The organism is Nakamurella flavida (assembly GCF_030811475.1).
Taxonomy (GTDB): domain Bacteria; phylum Actinomycetota; class Actinomycetes; order Mycobacteriales; family Nakamurellaceae; genus Nakamurella; species Nakamurella flavida.
In genome coordinates this window covers 138,885-156,858 of sequence record NZ_JAUSQV010000001.1, presented here as the reverse complement: position 1 = coordinate 156,858, position 17,974 = coordinate 138,885, and the positions used below count along the sequence as shown (strand labels likewise).

Sequence of the window (17,974 nt, the reverse complement as noted above, 5' to 3'; positions counted from 1 at the left end):
GGTGGAGCAGCCGGTCAAGACCCGGCAAGGGTGCGGCGCAACGAGTCGAGCCGGCCCGCGATGCTGCCGTCGATGACCTCGTCACCGACCTGCACGCGCACCCCGCCGACCAGGCCTGGTTCCACCTCGAGGTGGACGCTGACCTCACTGCCGTAGATGCGGTTCAGTGCGGCCGTGAGCCGGCGCACCTGATCCGGGGTGAAGGCCACGGCGGACTTGACCGTCGCCACCACCTTGTCGCGGCGGTCGGCGGCCTGGTCCACGAGCTCGCGCAGGCCGTGGGTGACCGACCGTCCGGCGGTGTCCTGGGCGAGACCGACGACCATGGAGGTGACCAGCGGATCGGCGCGCTCCCCGAGGAGCCGGGTGATCAACGATCCGCGCGCCTGCGGATCGACGGTCGGATCGTCCAGGACGACCGAGAGCTCCGGACTGGCGTCGACGATCCGGCTGAACCGGAACATCTGGTCCTCGACCTCGTCGATGGTGCCGGTGCGCTCGGCTCGCAGGAACATCGCCGTCCGGCCGAGCCGGGTGACACCGGTCTGCAGGTCGCGCCCGTTCGACCAGGTCTGGCCCAGCGCGAAGCGGACGAGGGCCAGCGTGCGATCGCCGACCTTGCCCTGGAGCACCCGGGTGAGGATGCCCTCGCGGGTCTCCAGCGACAGCGTCGCCTCCGAGAGGGTCCGCCGCAGCGGCACCTCCCGCAGGAGCAGGGACCCGACGGACCGGAGTTCGTCACCCAGGGCGCCGAGACCGTCGTCGTCCAGGTTGGCCGCGTCCTGCAGCAGGCGCGCGGTGCTGGCCTCGAGGGCCTGCCGACTGGCGATGTGCTGCATCAGCGCTCCAGTTCGGCCAGGAAGCGCTCGACCGTGCGGTGCGCCCGGTCGTCGTCCTGCAGGGACTCGCCGACGATGCGGCCGGCGAGATCGACCGAGACACGACCCATGTCCGAACGGAGTTCGGCCACGATCTGCTGCCGCTGGGCGTCGAGCTGGGCCCGACCGGACGCGGAGATGCGCTCGGCCTCGGCCCGGGCCTGGGTCAGCATGTCGTCGCGGATGGCCTGCGCCTGGGCGCGGGCGTCCTCGCGGATCTTGGCGGCTTCCTCGCGGGCGCCGGCGAGCTGCTGGTTGTAACGGTCCAGCGCGGCCTTGGCCTCGTTCTGGGCGGCCTCGGCCTTCTCGATGCCGCCCTCGATCGCGGCGGTCCGTGCTGCGTAGGCCTTCTCGAACTGCGGCCAGACGAACTTGCCGAGCACGAAGACCAGGATGCCGAAGGCGACGGCGGCCAGGACCACCTCACCCCAGGGCAGACCGATGGGATTGGTGGCCTCTTCCGCCGCGAGCGGCGTGGTGGCGGTGAACATCTACGGGGTCCTCTCGACGCGCAGGGAACGAATCAGAGGATCAGGTGATGATGAACGGAACCACGAAGCCCAGGAGGGCCAGCGCCTCGGACACCGCGAAGCCCAGGAACGCGTAGGTCCGGGTCAGACCGGCCGACTCCGGCTGGCGCGCGGTGGACTGGATGTACGAGGCCCAGACGATGCCGACACCGATGCCGGGGCCGATGGCGGCGAGGCCATACCCGACGGTGCCGATGTTGCCGGTGAGCTCGGCGAGCTGGGTCACATCAGCCATTGGAGTGTTTCTCCCTTTCGGAACGTCGCGGTGCCTCCGCGGTGGAGCACTGCAGGTGGTGCTGACTGGCCTCGCCCGGTGCGGACCAGGGTGGAACGGCTTGTGCGGTGCGCGAACTCAGTGCTCGTCCGCGAGGGACGACTCGAGGTAGATCGCGGCGAGCAGGGTGAAGACGTAGGCCTGCAGCGAGATGATGAGCAGCTCGAAGAAGACCAGGCCGAGGCTGCCGATACCCGGCAGGATGCTCAGCGCGATCTGGGTCGTGTTGCCCGACTCGAGGAGGTAGAGGAAACCGACCGCGGCCACGGTGATGAGCATGTGGCCGGCGAACATGTTGGCGAACAACCGGACGGCCAGGGTGAACGGCCGCAGGATGATGTTCGACAGGAACTCGATGGGGATGAGCAGGACGTGCATGCCCACGGGGATGCCGGGGATGTAGCACATCAGCTTGAAGAACCCGAAGAGCCCGTGCTTCTTGATCCCCACACCCATGTAGAGCAGCCAGACCAGCACCGCGAGCATGACCGGGATCGCGAAGTGCGAGGTCACCGGCAGCTGGGCGATGGGGACGATGCCCCAGAGGTTCTGGATCAGGATGAAGACGAACAGCGTGGTGAGGAAGCCGGCCCACGCCTTGCCGTGCTTGCCGAGGATCTCGATCGCGATGCCGTTGCGGACGAAGCCGTAGATCGACTCCCCCATGAACTGCAGCTTGCCGGGCATCATCGCGGCCTTGCGGGACGCGGCGAGGAAGAACCCGATGATGATGAGGGTGCCGAGGACGAGCAGGACCATCGCCTTGACCGACGCGATGACGCTGCCGTCACCGATCTTGTCGAAGAAGAAGGAATGCTCGACGGTCGGCGGCGTGAAGCCACCCTCGCCCTCAGGAGCCGCCATCAGGCTCTGGGACAGCAGGGTCAGAGACACTCAGGTCTCCCTTCTGGTGCCGGCCGGAGGCGGCTCGTCATTGGTGTCGTCTCGAACTGGTCGGCCGGGTTCCTCGGCCATGGCTCGCGCCACGACCGCGTAGATCCCGAGTGCCATGCCGACGATCAGGCCGATGGGGGTCATCAGGCGGGTACCCCACCAGTGATCCAGCAGCCAACCGATGCCACCCCACACGATGAAACCGCCGAGCAGGGTGGAGACGACGGCCCAGCCCTGGTTGCTCCCCGTGTGAGGAGAACGTGAGGCGGCAATCATTCTCATGGCGATCGGGACACTATCAGGGTGCCTGCGGGCTCGTCGCACGCGGGCGCGAAGTTTTCTACGAGTTGTCGAAGAGGCACGTCAGGGGGTGTCGCGTCCGGGGTCGTCGGCCGCGTCCCGCACCGTCAGCGCCCCGGGAACGACCGTTCGGGGGACGGCACCACCGTCGGCGACGGGCGGTGCCGTCCCGCCCCCGACCGGGTCGACGTAGAGGATCTGCCGCGTCCACACCGTCCGCAGCTGGGCGCCCAGCCAGCCGAACAGCCCCACCCCGATGGCGCCGGCCATCCAGCGGCTGTCCACCACCGCGTCCCGCGGGATGAGCACCATGACCAGGCCCAGCGCGACGATCTTGACTACGTAGGTGAACAGCGCCGCCATCATCACGGCCGACGGGTTCTCCCGGCCCACCCGGGCCACCGCGACGGCCGACACCGTGAAGAAGGCCCCGACGATGGCCGTCCCCAGCAGCGCGCCCCAGACCCCGGGCCACCCCGTCACCAGGGCGGCCGCCACGGTGACCAGCACCCCGCCGACGAGCAGCACCGTCCAGCACAGCCGCAGGTGGTCCAGGCTCCAGATGTGCGCGCCGCTGCGCTGCTGCATCCGGGCCACCCGGGCCACGTCGGCGGACAGGTCCACCGGGCCGGGTCGTGGGCGGCCGGTGGGCGGTGACGCGGTCATGACGGGTGTCCGATCGAAGGGGTCGGGAGGGCGGATTCGGCGGCGCGGGTGTCCTGGCGCTGGCGTCGGCTCAGGCGAGCGGCCCGGACCCGGGGCCAGGCCGAGCAGGTGACCGCCAGGACGAGGCCCCCACCCACCACGAGCAGATAGATGCCGAGATACCGGGAGAGATCCACGAACGCCAGCGAGACGGCGGACCCGGCCAACAGGGCGGCCCACAGGTAGAAGATCAGCACCGCCTGGCGCTGGGTGTGCCCGATCGAGAGCATCCGGTGGTGCAGGTGCTCCTTGTCGGCACTGAACGGGTGCAGCCCCTTGCGGGTCCGCCGGATCACCGCGAGGAGGAAGTCCAGGATGGGGATGAAGACCACGGCCAGGGCGACGATGAGCGGGGCCAGGAAGGCGATCGTCGTCCGCGGGCCGAAGGTCGAGGTGTCGAGCTTGCTGGTGGCGCTGATGGTCGCTCCGGCCATGGCCAGCCCGATGAACATGGCTCCGGAGTCGCCCATGAAGATGCGGGCCGGGGAGAAGTTGTGGGGCAGGAATCCCAGACACGCCCCGACCAGGGCGGCGGCGATGAGCGGGGCCTGCGAGGCGGCCGTGTCGTTGGCCGACAGGTAGAGCTGCCGCGCCGAGAAGGCGAACACCGCCAGCCCGGAGATGAGGGCGACCCCGGCGAGGAGCCCGTCCAGACCGTCGATGAAGTTCATCGCGTTCACCAGGATCACCGTCAACAGGATGGTGATCAACGTGCTCTGCGTCTGGTCCAACGAGACCAGACTGCCGCCGCTGGGCTCGTCGCTGGGCACCCACACCCGGTTGACCTGCACCCCGAAGAGGGCCATCACCCCGGCGGCCAGGATCTGCCCGGCCAGCTTGGTCACCGCATCCAGGTCGAACCGGTCGTCCAGCACGCCGACGGCGCAGATCACCGCCCCGGCGGCGAGCACACCCATGATCTCCGACGACGTCCGGAACGCGCTGCCCAGCGTGGCCAGGTTCATGGCCATCAGCACGGCGACCGAGAACCCGGCGAAGACCGCGACCCCACCCATCCGCGGGACGGGCGTCCGGTGGACGTCGCGGTCGCGGATCGGGGTCACCGCACCGACCTTGACCGCGAGCGTGCGGACCACCCCGGTCAGCAGGAAGGTGACGATCAGCGCCGACGCGAAGACCAGCGCGTACTCGCGCGCCGGGATCGCGTAGTCGGACACGGGAGCCAGCGTAGAGGGCGTGCGGGCGGGTACCGCTCCCCCGCGGATCGGGGGCGCGCCGCGATCCTCCCGGTCAGCCCGCCGCCTGCACCTCGCCGATCACCTCGCGGAGCCGCTCCAGCGGGACCGCCCCCTGCCGGAGCACGGTGGGCACCTCACCGGTGAGATCCAGGACGGTGGAGGCGATCCCCACCGCGGCCGACCCGCCGTCCAGGTACACGGCGACGTCGGACCCGAGCTGCTCGACGGCCTGCGCGGCGGTCGTGGCCGGCGGCTGACCGCTGCGGTTGGCGCTGGACACGGCCATCGGCCCGACCAGGCGCAACAGGTCGAGAGCGGCGGGGTGCAGCGGCATCCGGATCATCACCGTCCCCCGGGTGTCGCCCAGATCCCAGGCCAGGGACGGGGCGTGGTGCATGACCAGGGACAACCCGCCCGGCCAGAACGCCCGGATCAGGGTGCGCGCGACGTCCGGCACCGTCCCGACCAGACCGTCCACGGTGTTCCACGACCCGACCAGGACGGGGACGGGCATGTCCGGCCCGCGACCCTTGGTGGCCAGCAGCGCCCGCACGGCGGCGGCGTTGAAGGCGTCGGCGCCCAACCCGTAGACGGTGTCGGTCGGCAGGACGACCAGGTGGCCGGAACGGGCGGCGGTCGCGGCGGCATCCAGGCCGGCGCGACGGGCGGTGGGGTCGGAGCAGTCGAAGACGGTCACCGGGGCATCATCCCAGCCCCGGGGGCGACGCCGGTCCCACCGGTCCCTCGGGACCGGCGCGGCGCGTCAGCGTGCGGGGAGAGCGACCCGCCGGGCGGAGACGAACCGGGGCCGTCCGGCCAGATCGGTGTGGGCGGTGACATCGGTGAGGATGCGCCGCGCGCGCAACAGGGCGGGGACGGATTCGCCGTGGGTGTCGTCGTGCTCCACGGCCAGCACCCCGTCCACCCGGAGCAGCCCGGCGACCACGGCGACCAGCGGCCGGATGACGTCCAGTCCGTCGGGACCTGCGAAGACCGCCTCGGCGGGGTCGTGCTCGCCGACCTCGGGTTCGACCGGGGTTCCGACGGGCACGTACGGCGGGTTGGCCGTGACCAGGTCGACGGCACCGTCCAGATCGGCCAGGCCGCGGATGTCGAACACGTCCACTCCGCGCAGCTCCACGGGGGTGCCGCCGGCATCGCGGTGCGACTCGGTGTTCCGGCGGGCCCAGGCCAGGGCGCCCGGTGACCGTTCGACACCGATGACCCGGGCGTCGGGTCGCGCGGTGGCGATGGCCAGGGCGATGGCCGCGCTCCCGGTGAACAGATCGACGACCAGGGGTGACCGCACCCCGGCGATCGCGTCCAGCGCCCAGACCACCAGGGACTCCGTCTCCGGACGGGGGATGAAGACTCCCGGTCCGACGGCGACGTCGACCCCGGCCAGATGAGCCGTGCCGAGCAGGTGTTGCAACGGGATGCGGGTGGCCCGTCGGTCGACCAGGGCGCGGAAACGCTCCACGAACCCGTCGTCGACCAGAGGGTGCAGACCCAGCTTCGTCCGCGGCACCCGGAGCAGGTCGGCGGCCAGGATCTCCGCGTCGGCCCGGGCACCGGGCACCCCGGCCGCCTCGAGCGTCCCCTGGGCGGCGCTGATCTCGCTGCGCAGCGGTACCCGGCTCATCGGTGGCCCGCCAGGCGCTCGGCGCGATCCGCGCGCTCCAGGGCGTCCAGCACCGCGTCGAGGTCCCCGTCGAGCACGGCGTCCAGATTGTGGGCCTTGAAGCCGACCCGGTGGTCGGCGATGCGGTTCTCCGGGAAGTTGTACGTCCGGACCCGTTCGGACCGGTCCACGGTGCGCACCTGGGACCGTCGGGCATCGGCGGCGGCCTCGTCCGCGACGGAACGGGCAGCCACGAGCAGGCGGGCACGCAGGATGCGCAGGGCCTGCTCCTTGTTCTGCAGCTGGCTCTTCTCGTTCTGGCAGGACACCACGATGCCGGTGGGCAGGTGGGTGATCCGGACGGCGGAGTCGGTGGTGTTGACGGACTGTCCACCCGGGCCGGACGACCGGAACACGTCGATCCGCAGATCGGACGGCACCACCTCGACGTCCACGTCCTCGGCCTCCGGGGCGACGAACACCCCGGCCGCGGAGGTGTGGATGCGGCCCTGCGACTCCGTCACGGGCACCCGTTGGACCCGGTGCACGCCACCCTCGTACTTGAGCCGGGCCCACACACCGTCCGCCGGTGCGGGCGCTCCCGGCGCCTTCACCGCGACGGTGACGTCCTTGTATCCCCCCAGGTCGGACTCGGACGCGGCGAGGACCTCGGTCTTCCAGTTGCGGCGTTCGGCGTACCGCAGGTACATGCGGAGCAGATCACCGGCGAACAGGGCCGACTCCTCGCCGCCCTCCCCCGCCTTGATCTCGACCAGGACGTCCTTGGCGTCGTCCGGGTCGCGCGGGGTCAGCAGCTCGGCCAGGCGGAGCTCCAGGTCGGACACCCGCACCGCCAGTTCGGCGGCCTCCTGCGCGAAGGCCGCGTCGTCGGCGCCCAGTTCGACGGCGGCCTCGAGATCACCGCGGGCGGTGTCGAGATCGGCCGCGGTGGTGACGATCGGGGTGAGCGCGGCGTAGCGACGACCCAACCGACGGGCCGCGGCGGGATCAGCGTGCAGCGACGGCTCGGCCATCGCGCGCTGCAGATCGGCGTACTCGGCGGTCAGTGCCGAGGTGTGCGCCTGCGCGGGGGCGGATCCGGCGTCGGGGCTCATGGTTCCTCTCGGGACGGGGGCGGCGGTGCTGGCAGGTCGGCGCGCACTCCGGGCGGGAGCGGACGGCTCGACCGGACCCCGGAAACACGAAAGCGCCCGCCGGCCCGAAGGCCGTGCGGGCGCCCGTGGAGCGTCAGCGGCTGCGCTTGCCGTACCGCGCCTCGAAGCGGGCGACGCGGCCGCCGGTGTCCAGGATCTTCTGCTTGCCGGTGTAGAACGGGTGGCAGTTGGAGCAGACCTCGACGGTGATCTTGTCGCCGGCGGAGGTGCTCCGGGTGGTGAAGGTGTTGCCACAGCCACAGACGACCTCGGTCGCGGTGTACTGCGGGTGGATGCCGGACTTCATGGTGATTCCTCTCTCGTGGCCGCCGGGTCGCTCCCCCAGGTGGGCGAAACGTGAACCGGAGCCGGACTCGACCTGTCAGTGTGCCAGACGCACCTGACGACAGTCCAAACGATCGGTCCGCCCCCGCTATTCCGCGGAGGCGGCTCCGCCGAGCCGGACGGCCAGGGCGCCGGCCGGCCGGGAGGTGAAGCGCTGCGGCAGCAGCGTCAGCCGGCCGAGCAGCCCGTACTTGCCCCGGATGGCGTCGAGCACCGCCGGTGCGTCGTGCGGCGCCAGCACCCGTGCCGTCGCCGGGACGCCGCGCCCGACCGGTCGGCCCCGCCGGTCGCAGGGCTGCACGAGGACGTGCCCGCTGCGTCGGATCCGCTTGACCTTCCCGGCGTTCGGGTTGGTCCAGACGAGCAGCTCCCCGGCCAGGTCGCCCACGCCCGGCGCCGCCCAGACCGGGGTCGGCACCGCCCGCCCGTCCTTGCGGAAGGTGGTGAGCAGGACGTAGCTGGTGCGGGCCAGCACCGCGTACCCGGCGGCCTTGGCCGCCGGGTCCGACCCGTCACCCGTGGTCATCGGTGACGATCAGTCGTTGCCGGGCGTGGTCTTGGCGACCTGCATGAGGAACTCGACGTTGTTGCGCGTCTTGCGCAGCCGGTCCAGCACCAGCTCGACGGCCTGCTGCGTGTCGAGCGCGGACAGCACCCGGCGCAGCTTGACCACGATGGCCAGCTCGTCGGGCGAGAGCAGCAGGTCCTCCTTGCGGGTGGAGGACTGATCGACGTCGATGGCCGGGAAGATGCGCTTGTCGGCGAGGCGACGATCGAGCTTGAGCTCGGCGTTACCGGTGCCCTTGAACTCCTCGAAGATCACCGTGTCACCGGCGGAACCGGTCTCCACCAGGGCGGACGCGAAGATGGTGAGCGACCCGCCGTTCTCGATGTTGCGGGCCGCGCCCAGGAAACGCTTCGGCGGGAACAACGCCGTCGAGTCCACACCACCGGACAGGATGCGTCCGGACGCCGGTGCGGCCAGGTTGTAGGCCCGGCCCAGGCGAGTGATCGAGTCGAGCAGCACCACGACGTCGCGACCCATCTCGACGAGCCGCTTGGCCCGCTCGATGGACAGCTCGGCGACCAGGGTGTGGTCTGCCGGCGGACGGTCGAAGGTGGAGGCGATGACCTCACCCTTGACCGATCGCTGCATGTCGGTGACCTCTTCGGGTCGCTCGTCGATCAGCACGACCATGAGGTGGCACTCCGGGTTGTTCGTGGTGATGGCGTTCGCGATGGCCTGCATGACCATCGTCTTGCCGGCCTTGGGCGGCGACACGATGAGCGCGCGCTGACCCTTGCCGACCGGCATCACCAGGTCGATCACCCGGGTGGTGAGGATGTGCGACTCGGTCTCCAGACGGAGTCGGTCGTTCGGGTACAGCGGGGTGAGCTTGGTGAACTCGGGGCGGTTGCGGGCCGTCTCCGGGTCCAGACCGTTGACCGAGTCCAGCCGGACCAGGGCGTTGAACTTCTGCCGCTGGGTGGTTCCCTGCCCCGGGGTCTCCCCCTCGCGGGCCTGGCGGACCGCACCGGTGACCGCGTCACCGCGACGCAGCCCGTTCTTCCGGACCTGGGACAGCGAGACGTAGACGTCGTTCGGGCCGGTCAGGTACCCCGAGGTCCGGATGAACGCGTACGAGTCCATCACGTCGAGGATGCCCGCGACGGGGATCAGGACGTCGTCGTCGCGGACCTCGGTCTCGACCGGGGCATCGCCGGCGAACCGGTCACGGCCGCGACGGTTGCGATCACGGAACCGGCGGCCGCGCCGCCCACCGAGCTCGTCGTCGTCCTGGTCGTTGCGGTCGTTGCGGTCGCGGCCGGTGTTGCCGTTGCGGTCGTTCCCGGTGTTCCGGTCGCTGCCGCCGTTCCGGTCGGCCCCACCGTTGCGGTCACCACGGTCGTTGCGGTCCGCGCGGTCGTTGCCGCCGGTCCGGTCGTTGCGATCGTTGCGGCGGTCGCCGCGCTGCTGGTCGCGCTGCTGGTTGACCTGGCCGTCACGCTGCTGGCCGTCACGCTGCTGGCCGTCGCGCTGCTCGCGGACCTGGCCGTTGTCCACCGCGGCGTCGTCGCGGTCACGACGGCCACGGCGGGTGCGACGACCGCGCGGGTCCCCGTCGGTGTCGCCGTCGGCGTTGTTCGCGGCGGCGTCGTCGGAGCCCCGGGTGTCCGGAGCGGCACTGTCGCCGACCTGATCGGACCGGCCGGCGGATCCGGTCGGGGCGGCTTCGGACCGGGCGCCCTCGCGACCGTCGGCGCGCTCGGCACCGGCGTCCTGACGCGCGCCGTCCGCGGTGGTGGCCCCGTTGCGGTCGGCGGCGGCGGGCGCGGCCGGCGGGGTGGCCGGCGCGTGATCGATGGCATCGGGGGCGCTCCCCCGTGTCTCGGGTGCGCCCTCCGGACGACGCGCGGAACGACGACGACCCTCGGTGTCACCGGCGGAGTTCTGCGTCGGCAGGCTGGACGCCGACTGCTCGCGCGGGGCGTCGCTCGAGGTGGGAGAGCTGGGAGCAGCCGCAGGGGCGGTCTCCGGGCGTGCGGTGGACCGGGCCGACGTCGAGCCGGACTGCCGATCGGTGATGGCCGCGACGAGGTCTCCCTTGCGCATGCCGGAGGTGCCACGGATGCCGAGCTCGCCCGCGAGGGCCTTGAGATCGGTCAGCACCATGCCCGACAGACCTTCGCCACGACGACCGCGACGGGGCGCGGAATCGGCCCGATCTGCGGTGGCGACGGAGGAGATGTCGAGCGACTCCGTGGTTTCGGTCACGAAGATCCTTCCTGTCCGGTCCTGTGTCCGACCGGGTATGTGCGCCATCGCGACGGCGATGGCTGCCCTCCCACGCCCGAGCGGGCGCGGCGGAGTGGTGATCACCGAGTTGGACGACAGCCGCGAGGAGCAGTGGCGTGGCCGGATCGGGAACCCGGGGAATCCTCGGATCGTCACCGGGTGGACCGGGACCGTCACGAGAAGATTTCCGGAGGTGCCCCCCCAAGGAAGACTCCGGCTCAGGCGTCGGGACAGAAAGAGTCCCGTACGGCCGGTGATCTCTTCCAGGGTAACCACAGTTCGCGGCGGGCGGCAACACTCCCGGAGCGTGTCGCCGCATACCGGGATCCGGACCGACGCCCCGGGCACGCCCGGGGGTCGATCACGCTGCGGTCATCCGGCCGACGTCGTCCCGTCTCCGGCGCCGGTGGTCTCGGCTCCGGAACGGCAGACCGGAACCTGCTGGACGGTGAACCCCGGCCGCTCCCACCGCGCCGGGTCGACGTCCTGGGTGGTCAGGGCGATCACCGACGGCCCTGCTCCGGACACCACGGCGGCCAGACCGGCGGCGCGGAGATCGGCGACCAGTGCGGCGGTGGCCGGCATGGCCGGCGCGCGGTAGGGCTGATGGAGCCGGTCGACGGTGGCCCGGAGCAGATACCGCGGCTCGACGGTGAGGGCCAGGGCCAGCAGACCGGCCGCAGCGGCATTCGCGGCGGCGTCCGCGTGCGGCACCGACGCCGGGAGCAGGCCCCGGGTCGCGTGGGTGGAACTCGCCTGGTCGGCGGTGAAGACCAGGATCCGGACATCGGGGTGCACGTCACGGCGGATCACCCCCACCGCGCCGTCGGGTCCCGCTTGCGACGTCGCCGAGCCCCCGGAGGACGTCGAAGGCGCCGGCTGCGGGAAGGAGACGGTGAATCCGCCGACCAGGGCGGGGGCGACGTTGTCCGGGTGTCCCTCCATCCCGCTCGCCAGGGTGAGGACGGCGGCGTCGGACAGCAGGTCGGGGCCACCGGCGAGCAGGGCACGACCGAGCAGCAGGCCGGCGACGATGGCCGCGGCGGACGAGCCGAGCCCGCCACCGTGCGGGATGCGGTTCTCGCACCGCACCTGCAGGCCGGCGGGCAACTCTTCCCCCGCGGCGGCGAACGCCCGCGCCATCGCGGTGACGACGAGGTGCGAGGCGTCGCGGGGGACCTCGTCGGCTCCCACGCCGACGACGTCGACGAGCAGGGTCGCGCCGGCCCGTCGGGCACGGACCCGGTCGAAGATCTCCAGAGCGAGCCCGAAACTGTCGAACCCGGGCCCGAGATTGGCCGAGGTCGCTGGTACGCGCACCTCGACCCATCCCCCGTCGTCCGGGGACGGCGCCGACCGCCGGGCCCCCGGTTCCCAGGACGCCGCCGGTGCGCCTTCGGGATCGGTCGCAGCCGGAACGGTCACCGCAGGTCCAGGGCCCCGGCGACCGCCTCGGCGGCGACGGGGACGACGACCGGTTCGGTCATCGCGCGCAGGGCGATGTCCGGGTCCTTCAGGCCGTGCCCGGTGACCGTGCAGACCACCAGGGCGTCGGACGGCAGGCGACCGTCGGCCGCGGTGGCCAGCAGTCCGGCCACCGACGCGGCGGACGCCGGCTCGACGAAGACGCCCTCGGACGAGGCGAGCAGCCGGTAGGCGTCCAGGATCTGCTCGTCGGTGACCGCGTCGATCAGCCCGTGCGAGGAGTCCCGGGCGGTGATGGCACCGGCCCAGGACGCGGGCGCACCGATCCGGATGGCGGTGGCGATGGTGTCCGGGTGCAGGACGGGGTGGCCCAGGACGAGGGGGGCGGCACCGGCGGCCTGGAAGCCGAACATCCGGGGCAGCGCGTCGACGACGCCGTCCGCGTGGTACTCGGAGTAGCCCTTCCAGTAGGCGGTGATGTTGCCCGCGTTGCCCACGGGCAGGCAGTGCACGTCCGGGGCGCGGCCGAGGGCGTCGCAGATCTCGAACGCCGCCGTCTTCTGCCCCTCGATGCGGACCGGGTTGACCGAGTTGACCAGGGCGATCTCCTCGTGGGCGGCCGCGGTCTTGCGGGCCAGCTCCAGGCAGTCGTCGAAGTTGCCCTGCACCTGCAGGATCCGGGCGCCGTAGGCCACGGCCTGGGCCAGCTTCCCGCTGGCGATCTTGCCCTGCGGCACCAGCACGGCACTGGTCATCCCAGCCCGGGCCGCGTACGCCGCCGCCGACGCGGAGGTGTTGCCGGTGGAGGCGCAGATGACCGCCCTCGCCCCGCTGGCCAGCGCGTGGGTGACGGCCACCGTCATGCCGCGGTCCTTGAAGGATCCGGTGGGGTTGGCGCCCTCGATCTTCAGGTACACCTGCGCACCGACCCGGTCGGACAGCGCCGGGGCCGGCAGCAGCGGGGTGTTCCCCTCCTGCAGGGTGATCACCCGGGCACCGGGCGGGACGGCCACCCGGTCGGCGAAGGCTTCGATCAAGCCGGGCCAGGCGTTCACCGCAGGTCTCCCATCACTCGCATCACCGAGGTCACCCGGTGGACGTACTCCAGTTCGGACAACCGCGCGACGGTGTCGGAGAGGACCGTGTCGGGAGCGGCGTGGGTGACCACGACGAGCGCGGCACCCTCTCCCCCACCGGTGTCCCGGCCCTCCTGCCGGACGGTCGAGATCGACACGCCCGCCTCGGCGAACGCACCGGCCACCGCGGCCAGCACACCGGATCGGTCGTCGACGTCCAGGCTGATGTGGAACCGGCTGGACACCGACTCCATCGACCGGGCGGGCAGATCCGCCGCGGCCGACTCACGCGGTCCACGGCCGCCGGCGAGCCGGTTGCGACCCACCGCGACGAGGTCGCCGAGCACCGCGGAAGCGGTCGGGGCGCCGCCGGCTCCAGGGCCGTAGAACATCAGCCGACCGGCCGATTCCGCCTCGACGTACACGGCGTTGTAGGCCCCGTCGACCCCGGCCAGCGGGTGGGCGTCCGGCAGCATCACCGGGTGCACCCGGGCGGAGACGGCCTCACCGCCGTCGTCGTCGGTGAGGCGCTCGCAGATGGCGAGAAGCTTGATGGTGCAGCCGATCCGGCGGGCGGCCCGGATGTCGGCTGCGGACACCTCGGCGATGCCCTCGCGGTACACATCGGACGCGCCGACACGGGTGTGGAAGGCGATGGAGGCCAGGATCGCGGCCTTGGCGGCGGCGTCGAAACCGTCCACGTCGGCGGTCGGGTCGGCCTCGGCGAAGCCCAGCCGGGTGGCCTCGGCCAGCGCCTCGGCGTACCCGACGCCGTCGGCCGTCATCGCCGACAGGATGAAGTTGGTGGTGCCGTTGACGATGCCCATCACCCGGGTGATCCGGTCACCGGCGAGGGATTCGCGCAGTGGGCGGATGAGCGGGATGGCCCCGGCCACCGCGGCCTCGAAGTAGAGGTCGGCCCCGGCGGCGTCGGCCGCCTCGTACAGCTCCGGGCCGTGCTCGGCGAGCAGGGCCTTGTTGGCGGTGACCACGGACGCTCCGCGACGCAACGCGGTCAGCAGCAGCTCCCGGGTCGGATCGATCCCGCCGATCACCTCGACGACCACGTCGACGTCGTCCCGGGCGACCAGCCCGGCGACGTCCGTGGTCAACAGGTGGGCCGGCACCTCCGGATGCCGGGCCGGCCGCCGCACGGCCACGCCCACCAGCTCCAGGGGGGCGCCGATGCGGGCGGCGAACTCGTCGCCGTTCTCGGTCAGCAGCCGGGCCACCTGCGATCCGACCACCCCGGCACCCAGCAGCGCGACCCGCAGGGCGGGTCCGCGACTCACCCCCCGCTCCCGCGTCGGGTGGTCAGCCGGAAGAGGCGGAAGGAGAACAGCAGCAGGGCGATGACCACCACGACGGCGAGCACGGCGATGGACGTCCGCAGCCAGTCGGGCATGTCGGGCTTGACGAGCACGACCACGATGAGGACGCCGGCCAGCGCCAGCAGCACCACCCCGGGGACGAGGGAGGGCTGCTTGCGGGCGGGCACGGGGCCGCCGGGGGGTGTGGTCACCAGGTCTCCAGGAGCATCAGGTCGAGGTCGGTCTCACGGCGCAGCACGGTTCTGGACCGTCCGTCGGCCACCGCGACCACCGGCGGCCGGGGCACGCGGTTGTAGCTGCTGGCCATGGCGTAGCAGTAGGCACCGGTCGCGGCGACCGCGAGCAGGTCCCCCACCGCGAGGTCGGCAGGAAGGTAGCAGTCGCGGACGACGATGTCCCCGCTCTCGCAGTGCTTGCCGACCACCCGACTCAGGGCCGGCGGGGCGTCGGAGGAGCGGGAGGCCAGCGTGACGGTGTAGTCGGCGTCGTACAGCGCGGTGCGGATGTTGTCGCTCATGCCGCCGTCCACCGAGACGTACCGGCGGACCAGGCCGCCGTCGAGCACGACCTCCTTGATGGTCCCGACCTCGTAGACGGTGACCGTGCCGGGCCCGGCGATGGCCCGGCCCGGTTCGACGACCACCGAGGGCACGACCAGCCCGGCGAGCTGGCACTCCCGACTCACGATGTCCTGCAACGACTTCGCCATCGCGTCGACCGCGGGCGGGTCGTCGGCCGGGGTGTAGGCGATGCCCAGACCGCCGCCGAGGTCGAGCACGGTCAGCGTGTCCGTCAGCTCGGGGTGGTCCTCGAGCACGCGGCGGAGCAGGCCGACCACCCGGTGGGCCGCCACCTCGAAGCCCGCCGGGTCGAAGATCTGCGACCCGATGTGCGAGTGCAGCCCGATGAGGCGCAGGCCGCCGCACGCCACGATCCGACGGACGGCCTCCGCCGCGTCGCCGGAACTCAGCGAGAAGCCGAACTTCTGGTCCTCGTGGGCGGTGGCGATGAACTCGTGGGTGTGCGCCTCCACGCCGACGGTGACCCGGATCAGCACGGGGATCGGTTCGCCGTGCCGGTGGGCGCCGGGGCGCTCCCGCTCCTCGGCGAGCGCGGCCAGACGGCCGATCTCGTCGAACGAATCGACCACGATGCCGCCGATGCCGGCCTGCGTCGCCGCCGCCAGCTCGGCGGCGGACTTGTTGGAACCGTGCAGGGCGATCCGCTCGGCCGGGAAGCCGGCGCGGAGCGCGAGGGCCAGCTCCCCGCCGGTGCACACGTCCAGGGACAGTCCCTCGTCGGCCAGCCAGCGGACCACCTCGCCGCACAGGAAGGCCTTGCCCGCGTAGTGCACGGCGTCGGCGCGCCCGAAGGCGTCGGCGAAGTCCCGGCACCGTGACCGGAAGTCGGCCTCGTCCAGGGCCATCAGCGGGGTGCCGTGCTCCGCGGCGAGGTCGCGGACGTCGTTGCCGGCCAGGGTGAGCGCACCGTCGGCGTTGCGGGTGGCGTTCCGCGGCCAGACGGCGGGGTGCAGGGTCGAGAGGTCGGCGGGAGCGCCGTCGGCGGGACGATCGGCGTGCATCTCCCCCGAGCGGGGTCCGGCGGGATGGGCCCTCACGCCGTCACATCCGTTCCGGGGCGCTGACACCCAGCACGGCCAGCCCGTTGGCCAGCACCCGGCGGGTCGCCCGGCACAGCCAGAGCCGGGCCACCGTGGAGTCGTCCGGGTCGGCGTCGCCCATCGGCAGCACCCGGACGGAGTCGTAGAACTTGTGGTAGCCCGACGCCAGGTCCTCCAGGTAACGGGAGACCCGGTGCGGTTCGCGCAGATCGGCGGCGGACCGGAGCACCTGGGGATACGCCGCGAGCAGGGCGATGAGCTCGGACTCCCGGGCCGTGTCCAGCAGGGCCGGGTCGTAGCAGTCCCCCAGCTCGATCCCGAGATCGGCAGCGCTGCGGGCCAGCGAGCAGAGCCGGGCGTGCGCGTACTGGACGTAGAAGACCGGGTTGTCGCTGGTCTGCCGGGTCCACAGATCCAGGTCCAGGTCCAGCGTGGTGTCCACCGAGTACCGGATCAGGGAGTAGCGGGCGGCATCCACCCCGAGGGCGTCGATCAGGTCGTCGAGGGTGATGACGGTGCCGGCCCGCTTGGACATCCGCAGCGGCTGACCGTCGCGGACCAGGTTGACCAGCTGGCCGATGAGCACCTCGACGACGGCCGGATCGTCACCGAAGGCCGCGGCCGCGGCCTTGAGCCGGGCGATGTACCCGTGGTGGTCGGCGCCGAGCATGTAGATGCACAGGTCGAAGCCCCGTGAGCGCTTGTCCAGGAAGTAGGCGAGGTCGCCGGCGATGTAGGCCGGGTCGCCGTCGCTCTTGACGACCACCCGGTCCTTGTCGTCGCCGTACTCGGTGGACCGCAGCCACCAGGCGCCGTCCTTCGCGTAGAGATGCCCGGAGTCGGTGAGCCGGGCCACCGCCGCGGTGACGGCGCCGCTGGCGTGCAGCGAGTCCTCGTGGAAGTAGACGTCGAAATCGGTGCGGAACTCGTGCAGCGTGGCCTTGATCCCGGCGAACATCCGGTCCACCCCGGCCCGCCGGTACAGCGCCAGCGCCTCGTCGTCCGGCAGCCCCGGGGCCTCGGGGTGTTCGGCGGTGATGGCCGCGGCGATCTCGGTGATGTACTCGCCGGCGTACCCGTCCTCCGGGGCGTCCTCCCCCCGCGCGGCGGCGACCAGGGACCGGCCGAACCGGTCGATCTGGGCGCCGGCGTCGTTGAAGTAGTACTCGCGGGTGACGGTCGCGCCCTGGGCGGTCAGCACCCGCCCCAGCGCGTCGCCCACGGCGGCCCAGCGGGCCCCGCCGATGTGCACCGGGCCGGTGGGGTTGGCCGAGACGAACTCCAGGTTGACCGATCGCCCGGCCATGGCCGTGCCGGACCCGTAGGCAGCGCCGGCCCGGACGATCTCCCCGACGAGCGCACCGGCGGCCGACACGTCCAGGGTGATGTTCAGGAACCCGGGGCCGGCGATGTCGGTGCGGGCGATGCCCGGGGTGCTCTCCAACCGTCGCGCCAGCACGGCGGCGATCTCCCGCGGCGGGCGACCGGAGGACTTGGCCAGCTTCAGGGCCAGGGGGGTGGCGTAGTCGCCGTGGTCGCGGTTACGGGGCCGGTCCACCACGATCTCGACGGTGGCGTCGGCCTGCAGGTCGCCGGCGTCGACGGCCGCGACGAGCGCAGCCCGCAGGGCCTCGAGAAGTTGGGCGGGATTCACCCGACCAGTCTAGGAAAGGCCCGGGCTCCCGCCGACCACCGGCCGCCGGAGCCCCGGATCGACGCCCCGCGCTCACATCCTGACCACCGATTCGGCCCGTACACTCCACGTTCGGCGCGCATCCGCGCAGGTGAGCGCCGTTCTCGTGTCCCACGGTGACGGGTGATCCC

General features: G+C 72.1%; 19 protein-coding genes. All 19 read right to left on the bottom strand.

Annotation, left to right across the window (positions count from 1 at the left end):
* Window positions 1-14 precede the first annotated feature (14 nt).
* Window positions 15-839: a F0F1 ATP synthase subunit delta gene (locus tag J2S58_RS00740; protein WP_205255097.1), complete on the bottom strand. Its 825-nt coding sequence runs from the start codon at window positions 837-839 to the stop codon at window positions 15-17.
* A complete protein-coding gene (locus J2S58_RS00735; protein ID WP_205255096.1) occupies window positions 839-1,369 on the bottom strand; it encodes a F0F1 ATP synthase subunit B in 531 nt (176 codons plus the stop codon). The genes J2S58_RS00740 and J2S58_RS00735 overlap by 1 nt, the downstream gene beginning before the upstream one ends.
* A 40-nt stretch (window positions 1,370-1,409) precedes the next feature.
* Complete coding sequence (gene atpE / locus J2S58_RS00730; protein ID WP_205255095.1) at window positions 1,410-1,643, bottom strand: ATP synthase F0 subunit C; 234 nt, start codon at window positions 1,641-1,643, stop codon at window positions 1,410-1,412.
* Window positions 1,644-1,760: 117 nt separating this feature from the next.
* A complete protein-coding gene (gene atpB / locus J2S58_RS00725; protein WP_205255094.1) occupies window positions 1,761-2,576 on the bottom strand; it encodes a F0F1 ATP synthase subunit A in 816 nt (271 codons plus the stop codon).
* Entirely contained in the window at window positions 2,577-2,852 is a 276-nt protein-coding gene (locus J2S58_RS00720; protein WP_205255093.1) for an AtpZ/AtpI family protein, read from the bottom strand.
* Between the two features lie 87 nt (window positions 2,853-2,939).
* A complete protein-coding gene (locus tag J2S58_RS00715; RefSeq protein WP_205255092.1) occupies window positions 2,940-3,542 on the bottom strand; it encodes a hypothetical protein in 603 nt (200 codons plus the stop codon).
* A complete protein-coding gene (locus J2S58_RS00710; protein ID WP_370881843.1) occupies window positions 3,539-4,768 on the bottom strand; it encodes a glycosyltransferase family 4 protein in 1,230 nt (409 codons plus the stop codon). Before J2S58_RS00710 ends, J2S58_RS00715 begins: the two co-directional genes overlap by 4 nt.
* Before the next feature lie 64 nt (window positions 4,769-4,832).
* The gene (locus J2S58_RS00705) at window positions 4,833-5,477 is read right to left on the bottom strand and encodes an L-threonylcarbamoyladenylate synthase (RefSeq protein ID WP_205255090.1); all 645 of its coding nucleotides are present in this window, start codon (window positions 5,475-5,477) and stop codon (window positions 4,833-4,835) included.
* Window positions 5,478-5,543: 66 nt separating this feature from the next.
* The gene (prmC, locus tag J2S58_RS00700; RefSeq protein ID WP_205255089.1) at window positions 5,544-6,422 is read right to left on the bottom strand and encodes a peptide chain release factor N(5)-glutamine methyltransferase; all 879 of its coding nucleotides are present in this window, start codon (window positions 6,420-6,422) and stop codon (window positions 5,544-5,546) included.
* Window positions 6,419-7,516, bottom strand: a complete 1,098-nt coding sequence (gene prfA / locus J2S58_RS00695) for a peptide chain release factor 1 (RefSeq protein ID WP_205255088.1) — start codon at window positions 7,514-7,516, stop codon at window positions 6,419-6,421. The genes prmC and prfA overlap by 4 nt, the downstream gene beginning before the upstream one ends.
* A 133-nt stretch (window positions 7,517-7,649) precedes the next feature.
* Window positions 7,650-7,862: a 50S ribosomal protein L31 gene (gene rpmE, locus J2S58_RS00690; RefSeq protein ID WP_205255087.1), complete on the bottom strand. Its 213-nt coding sequence runs from the start codon at window positions 7,860-7,862 to the stop codon at window positions 7,650-7,652.
* A 126-nt stretch (window positions 7,863-7,988) separates the two neighbouring features.
* Window positions 7,989-8,426: a PPOX class F420-dependent oxidoreductase gene (locus J2S58_RS00685; RefSeq protein ID WP_205255086.1), complete on the bottom strand. Its 438-nt coding sequence runs from the start codon at window positions 8,424-8,426 to the stop codon at window positions 7,989-7,991.
* Between the two features lie 9 nt (window positions 8,427-8,435).
* A complete protein-coding gene (rho, locus tag J2S58_RS00680) occupies window positions 8,436-10,676 on the bottom strand; it encodes a transcription termination factor Rho (protein ID WP_306826035.1) in 2,241 nt (746 codons plus the stop codon).
* Window positions 10,677-11,069: 393 nt separating this feature from the next.
* Window positions 11,070-12,017 (bottom strand): homoserine kinase, encoded by a 948-nt coding sequence (gene thrB, locus J2S58_RS00675; protein WP_205255084.1) that lies wholly within the window; start codon window positions 12,015-12,017, stop codon window positions 11,070-11,072.
* Between the two features lie 101 nt (window positions 12,018-12,118).
* Entirely contained in the window at window positions 12,119-13,177 is a 1,059-nt protein-coding gene (gene thrC, locus J2S58_RS00670; RefSeq protein ID WP_205255083.1) for a threonine synthase, read from the bottom strand.
* Entirely contained in the window at window positions 13,174-14,490 is a 1,317-nt protein-coding gene (locus J2S58_RS00665; protein ID WP_205255082.1) for a homoserine dehydrogenase, read from the bottom strand. Before J2S58_RS00665 ends, thrC begins: the two co-directional genes overlap by 4 nt.
* The gene (locus J2S58_RS00660; protein ID WP_205255081.1) at window positions 14,487-14,720 is read right to left on the bottom strand and encodes a hypothetical protein; all 234 of its coding nucleotides are present in this window, start codon (window positions 14,718-14,720) and stop codon (window positions 14,487-14,489) included. The genes J2S58_RS00665 and J2S58_RS00660 overlap by 4 nt, the downstream gene beginning before the upstream one ends.
* Window positions 14,717-16,147 carry a diaminopimelate decarboxylase gene (gene lysA, locus J2S58_RS00655; RefSeq protein ID WP_205255080.1) on the bottom strand — a complete coding sequence of 477 codons (1,431 nt, stop codon included), beginning with the start codon at window positions 16,145-16,147 and terminating at the stop codon, window positions 14,717-14,719. Before lysA ends, J2S58_RS00660 begins: the two co-directional genes overlap by 4 nt.
* Window positions 16,148-16,151: 4 nt before the next feature.
* Entirely contained in the window at window positions 16,152-17,804 is a 1,653-nt protein-coding gene (gene argS, locus J2S58_RS00650; RefSeq protein ID WP_205255079.1) for an arginine--tRNA ligase, read from the bottom strand.
* Window positions 17,805-17,974 lie beyond the last annotated feature (170 nt).